Source organism: Lactovum miscens (assembly GCF_014202895.1).
Lineage (GTDB): Bacteria > Bacillota > Bacilli > Lactobacillales > Streptococcaceae > Lactovum > Lactovum miscens.
In genome coordinates this window covers 1-8,195 of the sequence record NZ_JACHHV010000046.1, presented here as the reverse complement: position 1 = coordinate 8,195, position 8,195 = coordinate 1, and the positions used below count along the sequence as shown (strand labels likewise).

The following is an 8,195-nucleotide window of genomic DNA, read 5'->3' as shown; positions in this document are numbered from 1 at the left end:
GACTTGGATGAATCAATATCCAAGAAAAATGTTCAAGTATCAGACACCACTTCAGATGTATCGGGGTGGCTAAATTAAATTTGCAATTTGCCAAAATATATCTACATCAACTTTTAAAGACAAATAAATAAATGTAATTTCGAAAATTTCATTTCCGATTGAAAAACTATACTAAGCAAGAGTAAAAATTAAATTTGAATCGAAAAGTATACAGATTACATCGAGTTTGAGTTTACCATCAGATGAAAAGTTGGATTTGAAAAACCTTTTAACCCAAAAAGTAACCCATCCATTTTTCCTTATTACTTATCATTTCATTTGATGATGAAAACAAAAATTAAAAGTTCGTCAAATTGACAAAGTTCACAAAGTTTTGTTATAATTATCACAAGCTATGATAGTTGTTAATTTGTAAGGATTTCATATTAAAAACTTCACATCTCAAGTTACATCAAATTTCAGGACATAGACAGAGGTTTATCAAGATGCCAGAAAAAGAAACTTATAGTGATTTGCCTAAAGCCACTGTAAAGCGACTCCCACAGTACTACCGCTTATTTAAAAAATTAGTTGATGATAAAATCATGCGTACCAATTCGCGTGAAATTTCTGAAAAAATTGGTGTCGATTCAGCAACCGTTCGCCGTGACTTCTCACTCTTTGGTGAGCTAGGTCGCCGTGGTTATGGCTATGACAGCCTTTCTTTACGTGATTTTTTTGCTAATTTATTGGGTAATGAAGTTTCAACTAATATTGCTCTTATTGGTGTAGGTAATCTTGGACGTGCCCTTCTTAACTATCCTTTCCAACGACGCAACAAGCTTCACATTGCGATGGCTTTTGACCTACCAAGTAATCCTTTGGTTGGTACAAAGTCTGAATCAGGAATTCCTATTTACAATATTGGTGAGCTCGCACAACGACTTTGTGATTCAGATATCGAAACGGCGATTTTGTCTGTTGATACTGTACACTCTCAAGATGTGGCAAATATTTTGGTAAATACCGGGATTAAAGGTATTTTAAACTTTACACCTGTTTACTTACAAGTTCCTGATAATATTGTGGTTCAGTCAATTGACTTGACGAAGGAACTTCAGACTCTAATCTTCTTCATGAATAATGCTAGTCAACTTTGATAAGGATATAATAAGGCCGCAGAACTAGTGGCCTTTTTCATTCTAAGATAGTATTTTGAGCTATAATAAGGCTATGACAAGTGCAAAAGAGATGGCGGAGCTCATCAGAGCTTCAAAAAATATCGTGTTTATGACTGGAGCCGGTGTTTCAACAGTTTCTGGAATCCCAGACTATCGCTCAATGAAGGGTATTTACACCCAGTCTGGTCTGAAACAGGCTGAATATCTATTATCACACAAGGCCTTGCTTTATGATACTGATAATTTTTACAAGTTTATTAAGCAACTTTATCACCCGGAAGCAAAAACCAATATAATTCATCAGAAGATGTCTGAATTAGAGAAGGATGAAACTCGTCAAGTGACAGTTGTGACTCAAAATATTGATGGTCTCCACCTAAAGGCTGGAAGTAAAAGGCTTGTCGAATTTCATGGTACAATATTGACCTGTCATTGTGAAAAGTGCGGCGCTGCTGTTTGCACTAAAGAATTTTTGGAAAGTTACCGCCATAGAGAATGCGGAGGGTTAGTCCGGCCAGATGTTGTTCTTTATGATGAGGCAATAAATCCCAAAAATATTAAGCAAGCAGTAGTTGCCTTACAGAAAGCAGATAGTATTGCTATCGTCGGAACGACCTTTCAAGTATACCCTTTTGCTTCCCTAATTGATTATGCCAATCCTTATGCTAAAATTTATACGGTTAATAAAACGCCACTTGTTTCCTTAAATCAAACTGCGAGCTTCATAGGTGACGCGGTTGAGGTTTTTGAGTTGATATAATATAAATTTTGCGTTAAAATGTCCTTAATATTAACCGAAAGTCAAAGCTCGGGAAAATCATTTATTTCTTTAAAGATGAATGATTTTCACGTAGCTTTATTTTTTTGTTGGAGAATTGGGAAAAATGTATAACTTTAGAGAAAATTTTGATGTCATTGTTGTTGGTGCAGGTCACGCAGGTGTTGAAGCCGCTCTTGCCTCTGCTCGCATGGGAAGCAAGACTATGCTTTTGACTATAAGCTTAAATATGGTAGCATTCATGCCTTGTAATCCTTCTGTTGGTGGTTCAGCTAAAGGAATTGTGGTTCGTGAGATTGATGCTCTCGGTGGCGAAATGGGACGTAACATTGATAAGACTTCGATCCAAATGAAAATGCTTAACACAGGTAAAGGTCCAGCTGTACGTGCACTTCGTGCTCAAGCTGACAAGGATCTCTATAGCCAAGAGATGAAGAAGACAATCGAACAACAAGAAAATCTAGTCCTTCGTCAAGGAATGGTCAAAGAGCTTATTGTTAAAGAGGGCAAGATTCTCGGGGTTAAGACAGAAACTGGTCTAACTTATTCTGCTGAGGCGGTTGTTTTGACAACAGGTACATCACTTCGTGGCGAAATCATTATTGGTGAGCTTAAATATAGCTCTGGTCCAAATAATACAATTGCCTCAGTGGGATTGGCTGATAATTTACGTGATCTTGGCTTTGAGATTGAACGTTTCAAGACTGGAACACCTCCTCGTGTGCTAGGATCAACCATAGACTATAGCAAAACAGAAATTCAACCTGGCGATGATGTCCCTCGTGCCTTTAGCTTTATGAGTAGAGATGAAGATTATAACTATGATCAGATTCCATGCTGGTTGACTTATACTAATATGACAAGTCACGATATAATTCGTCAAAATCTTGACCGTGCGCCGTTGTTTAATGGTTTTATTACAACAGTTGGTCCTCGTTACTGTCCATCAATTGAAACAAAGATTGTTCGCTTTGAGGATAAAGAACGCCATCAACTTTTCTTGGAACCGGAAGGTCGTAACACAGATGAAGTTTATATCCAGGGTCTTTCAACAAGTCTTCCTGAAGATGTTCAGTTTGATTTAGTTCATTCTATCAAAGGACTTGAAAATGCTGAAATTATGCGCCCAGGTTATGCAATAGAGTACGACATGATTCTTCCTCATCAGCTTCGCCCAACTTTGGAGACAAAAAAGATTTTGGGCCTTTTTACGGCTGGTCAAACTAATGGGACTTCGGGGTATGAGGAAGCAGCGGGGCAAGGGCTCTTAGCAGGGATGAATGCAGCTCTCAAAGTTCAGGGTAAAGAAGAACTCATTCTTCGTCGTTCGGATGCGTATATTGGTGTTATGATTGATGATCTAGTCACCAAAGGCGTCATCGAGCCGTATCGTCTTTTGACGTCTCGCGCAGAATATCGTCTCATTCTTCGTCATGACAATGCGGATATGCGCTTAACTGAAATAGGTCGCAAGGTTGGCTTGGTTAAGGATGATCGCTGGAAAATTTTTAAAAACAAAAAACATATTTATGAAACAGAGATGGCTCGACTCAAAAATTCTAAGCTTAAGCCAACTCCTGAGACCAATGCCATGCTTGGAGCAAAAGGGTTCGCTCCATTGAGCGATGCTGTTAGCGCACGTGATTTTATGAAACGCCCTGAAGTCAACTATGACTTAACTTGCGAATTTATTGGCAAGCCTGAATTGAAAATTGACAGAGGGATTATTGACTTGATTGAAACAGAAACCATCTACGAAGGTTACATCGAAAAATCTCGTGCGCAAGTCGAAAAAATGCACCGTCTTGAAGATCGAAAAATTCCTGAAAGTATGGATTGGGATGTTCTTGATAGTATTGCGACCGAAGCACGTGAAATGTTTAAAAAGATAAATCCTGAAACTCTTGGGCAAGCTTCTCGTATTTCAGGTGTTAATCCTGCAGACATTTCTATCTTGATGATTTATTTGGAATCATTGAGAAAAGGAAAAATCAAATAAATTTGAAAAGGTTGCTCTTAGTAGTAACTTTTTTCTTTTGGAATAAGTTGTTTATTGAAAAATATAAACAATTTATTTTAACTTTTAATCAGACTTTTGTTATAATTAAATATAAAAGGAGGGTATATGTTAAAAGAATTTAAAAATTTTATTTTGCGTGGCAGTGTTCTTGATCTCGCAGTCGCAGTAATTATTGGTGGTGCGCTCACTGCTGTTGTCAAATCATTAGTAAACAACTTGATTAACCCACTAATAGGTATTTTTGTTCAAAACACTTCACTTTCAAAGCTCTATGTAATGGTAGGAAAAGCAAGATTCACCTACGGTGCCTTCTTAAATGACGTTATTAACTTTGTGATTACTGCCTTTGTTATATTCCTTCTTATAAAAGTTGTGAATAAACTCTTTCCTAAAAAACCAGTTGAAGAAGTACCTGTTCCGATTAATGAGGAACTTGAAACACTTCGTGAAATTCGGGACCTCTTAAAAGAGGGCTAAAAATAGTTTATTTTTTTGAATTTTTTAAACTCTAAAAGAAATTTAAACTTGCAAAAAATACTCAATTCTGATAAAATTAGAATCGTGCTTTGTCGCACGAATAAAAACTGTTTATCCGCTGAGCCAGTGAGGCAAACCTCGAGAGTAAGAGCTACAAGATAAGCAAGAGGAGAAAAAATGAATCTTATCGATTCCATCAATGCATCACAACTCCGTTCAGACCTGCCTGAATTTCGTCCTGGAGATACTGTTAAAGTCCATGCCAAAGTAGTTGAAGGCACTCGCGAGCGTATCCAAATTTTTGAAGGAGTTGTTATTGCTCGTCAAGGATCTGGTATCTCAGAAACTTATACAGTTCGCAAAATATCCAGCGGTGTGGGAGTAGAGCGAATTTTCCCATTACATACTCCACGTGTGGAAAAGATTGAAGTAACTCGTCGCGGAGCTGTCCGTCGTGCGAAATTGTATTATCTTCGGAATCTTCAAGGTAAAGCAGCTCGTATCAAAGAAGCAGCACGCAAGTAAATTTGAGACTCTATGGAGTCTTTTTTTAATGACAGTTTTAAAATGATTTGTTCCAAAAAAACAAAATTTAATGTAGTTCTCACCATAATCTGCAGTAAATATTCAGATAATAGTAGTTTTATTATTGATAAATTACTATGTAAATTAATAAAACAAGTATTTCAAGGTAACCTTGATGGGCTTGGAAGTTACAAAATGTAAACACAGAAAGAGGACTTTCCAACAAATTAATTTATCAGTGTGCATTCGATCAAAAGATATAAATAAAATCTGCTTATTCACTTCAAAGTGCCTTTCACAAAGGTCAAGGAAAGCTTATGTTCATCAAAATATGGTTTTAATTAAAGAATGCTGTCTTTTCCAATTCACGAGTTGTAAATGAAATCATCAGGATAATTCGGTAATTGAAAAATTTTATGCGACTAAAGAAAAATTTATTACGATCGTATTTTCAATTTTTAATGTCTTTAACTTAAATGATTTGATTGGGTTAAACATTATAATATCAAGTAATAAAGAACAAAATAAACTAAAAAAGTCCAATTCAATACTGTATATTTATTCAATATAAGAAATTAGTATTATCTTTTAGGTGAAATTTAAAAGTGAATTCAATGCAAAGTATCTAAAAGTATCCGATAATAAGTGCAAGTTATTTCGAAAAACTTTTTAAACTAATTCTGCATTAACCATTGGTTTAATCTTGTCTAACAGCAAACCATTATAAGAAAACCATGCAAAACCATTTCGGTCTCTCCCCTTTTCCACATCTGGAATCTTGTGAGTGTGATCATAACAGCAGATGGCAGCCCTAGAAAGAGATTGCTCTGTCTTACAACATGGACAGATAACTTTATTTTTCTTATCTGTTACCCTAGCAATAAGGTAAGGATTCTCTTTAAAGGTAAGTTTGCCACCAATTGGAATATTTAAATATTCAAAAGTCCGATTTGGTCTAGTACCGATTTTACGATCATGAACTTCAATTACTTGTTTTGAAATTTTTGAATTATATTCAAATGGATGGACAAGCTGATTATCATCACTCAAAGAAAGAAGAGAAAATGCAGCCTTTACTTGATTAAAACTAACCTTGAACCATTCTTTATTGAAACTATCTCGCTTATCAGTGAAAACTTGATGAAGAAGTCTCTCAGCTTTGGTGTAGTTATCAAGATGATATGCAAAGAGGAGGAGTGTAGGATTGCTTGTTGGTATACCAGTATCATTGAATTGCTTTAATCTTTTATGCAAATTTTTAGTTTGCCCAATTTTAATCATGCCAGGAAAAGATTTATTTTCCAATGCGTACACATATCCTTTTTCGACCATTGTATCCTCTAGAATTTTTATTATAATTTTACTCTCAATGAAAAAAATGTCAACATTTACCAATTAAAAATTTGGTATGCTAGAAATCAAAGATAAAAATAAATAATCTACGCCTAAAGCTTATAATAATTTAGTTAAATTTTTATCAAGTTAAAGTTATAAAATTCTGATAGAATTAAGTTATGCGAATAAATTTTTCAGCACCTCTTGAAGTAGTTATATACGAAACAATTATTGTAGCAATAAATATCATTTTATCTTGTGTTATTATTTTTCGTGAACGTAAAAATACGACCTCAACATGGTCGTGGCTTTTTGTGGTAAATGTTTTTCCAATTTTTGGCTTTATTCTCTATCTTTTAGTTGGCCGTGGAATTTCACATCGTAAAATTTTTAAATTGCGAGATGAGCTTCGTCCAAGTTATAAAAAAGAATTGGCGGTAACTGAGGAATTACTCGATGAACCAAGACTTTTAGCTCGAATTACTGAGAATTATGGAATTGGTCAGCTCATTCATATGCTTTTTGTTGAAGAAAAGGCTGTAATTTCTACAAATACGGGAATTGACCTTTATGTTGATGGCCGTGAGAAATTTAATCACTTAATTGAGGATATGAAACAAGCCAAACATCATATCCATATGGAATATTATATTTTTCGTTTTGATAATCTTGGAAAAGAGATCTATCAGGAACTTTTAGCGGCTTCCAAGAGAGGGGTTGAAATTCGCCTTTTGATTGATGCCTGGGGTTCACACGAGAGCTCAAAAAAAGACTTTAAAGAATTAATTGAAAGTGGAGGAAAAGTGGCTCGGTTCTTCCCCTCCTTTATTTCTCAGCTAAATCCGCGATTTAACTATCGCCTTCATCGTAAAATAGTTGTTGTAGACGGTTTAATTGCCTATACGGGTGGTTTTAATGTTGGAGACGAATACGTCACCATTACAAAGAAGTTTGGGTATTGGCGAGATACTCATTTACGTCTTACAGGTGATATTGTTTACAGTTTACAAGATCGATTTGTAATGGATTGGAATTCACAGCATCGTGATGAGATTAAGAATATTGATCAAAATTATTACCCACCATCAATTCAAGGGGAGAATGTAGTGACTCAGTTTGTTACTTCTGGGCCCGACGAGCTTAAACAACAGGTAAAATACAGTTACATTAAGATGATTAATGCTGCGCACAATGAGATTCTAATTCAAACACCTTATTATATCCCTGATCAGCCAGTTCATGATGCCCTTAAATTGGCACTTATGTCAGGGGTCAAGGTAAAGTTATTAATTCCTAATAAGCCTGACCACCCTTTAGTTTATTGGGCAACATATTATTATGCAGCCAGCTTGGTGAAATATGGAGCTGATGTTTACACTTATGAAGATGGGTTCATTCATGCCAAAAGTCTTATAATCGATGGCTCGCATTCATCCGTTGGGTCGGCAAATTTTGATAATCGAAGTTTCCAGCTTGATTTTGAAGGAAATATGTTAATTTATGATTGGGCATTCTCACAAAGACTACGCAATGATTTTATGAATGATCTGAAGAAATCACAACAATTAACGATTGAGCGTTACGCTCAAAGAAGCTATTATATTCGCTTCAAAGAAGGCATCGCCCGATTAATAAGTCCTTTACTTTAAAGATTTTAATAATGAATTTATGGGAATTGACGAGAGTCGGTTTCTTTTAGTTTATGAATGTAAGAAATTGATAGCAAGACTTATTGTGCATTTTCATTAAATTTTAAAATTTAATTTAAGGCAAATATTAAAACAAGTGATTTATATAATTTAAAATTGGCAAATTGTAAAATTAGTTTAGCCACCTGAAGCAAGAAAAAAACACCTGAATCTCTTATACTTGAGTTTGCAAGAACAAAAAGTAGAAAAGG

Annotated in this window: 7 protein-coding genes; 6 read left to right on the top strand and 1 reads right to left on the bottom strand. The window is 35.2% G+C overall.

Features of this window, described 5'->3' with window-relative positions:
• Positions 1-485: 485 nt before the first annotated feature.
• The 5 genes from HNQ37_RS08065 to rplS all read left to right on the top strand — a co-directional run bounded on the left by HNQ37_RS08065 (position 486) and on the right by rplS (position 4,960).
• The gene (locus tag HNQ37_RS08065) at positions 486-1,139 is read left to right on the top strand and encodes a redox-sensing transcriptional repressor Rex (RefSeq protein WP_183541140.1); all 654 of its coding nucleotides are present in this window, start codon (positions 486-488) and stop codon (positions 1,137-1,139) included.
• A 73-nt stretch (positions 1,140-1,212) separates the two neighbouring features.
• Positions 1,213-1,920 carry an NAD-dependent protein deacylase gene (locus HNQ37_RS08060; protein WP_183541137.1) on the top strand — a complete coding sequence of 236 codons (708 nt, stop codon included), beginning with the start codon at positions 1,213-1,215 and terminating at the stop codon, positions 1,918-1,920.
• A 124-nt stretch (positions 1,921-2,044) separates the two neighbouring features.
• Positions 2,045-3,937 carry a tRNA uridine-5-carboxymethylaminomethyl(34) synthesis enzyme MnmG gene (mnmG, locus tag HNQ37_RS08055; RefSeq protein ID WP_183541134.1) on the top strand — a complete coding sequence of 631 codons (1,893 nt, stop codon included), beginning with the start codon at positions 2,045-2,047 and terminating at the stop codon, positions 3,935-3,937.
• Positions 3,938-4,063: 126 nt separating this feature from the next.
• Complete coding sequence (gene mscL / locus HNQ37_RS08050) at positions 4,064-4,435, top strand: large-conductance mechanosensitive channel protein MscL (protein WP_183541132.1); 372 nt, start codon at positions 4,064-4,066, stop codon at positions 4,433-4,435.
• Positions 4,436-4,612: 177 nt separating this feature from the next.
• Positions 4,613-4,960, top strand: coding sequence for a 50S ribosomal protein L19 (rplS, locus tag HNQ37_RS08045; protein ID WP_183541129.1), 348 nt, complete (start codon positions 4,613-4,615; stop codon positions 4,958-4,960).
• Positions 4,961-5,629: 669 nt separating this feature from the next.
• On the opposite strand, the gene HNQ37_RS08040 is transcribed toward rplS, so the two are convergent.
• On the bottom strand, positions 5,630-6,292 hold the full coding sequence (locus tag HNQ37_RS08040; RefSeq protein WP_183541126.1) for a GIY-YIG nuclease family protein: 663 nt from the start codon (positions 6,290-6,292) through the stop codon (positions 5,630-5,632).
• Between the two features lie 182 nt (positions 6,293-6,474).
• On the opposite strand from HNQ37_RS08040, the gene cls reads away from it, so the two are divergent.
• Positions 6,475-7,944, top strand: coding sequence for a cardiolipin synthase (gene cls, locus HNQ37_RS08035; protein ID WP_183541124.1), 1,470 nt, complete (start codon positions 6,475-6,477; stop codon positions 7,942-7,944).
• Positions 7,945-8,195 lie beyond the last annotated feature (251 nt).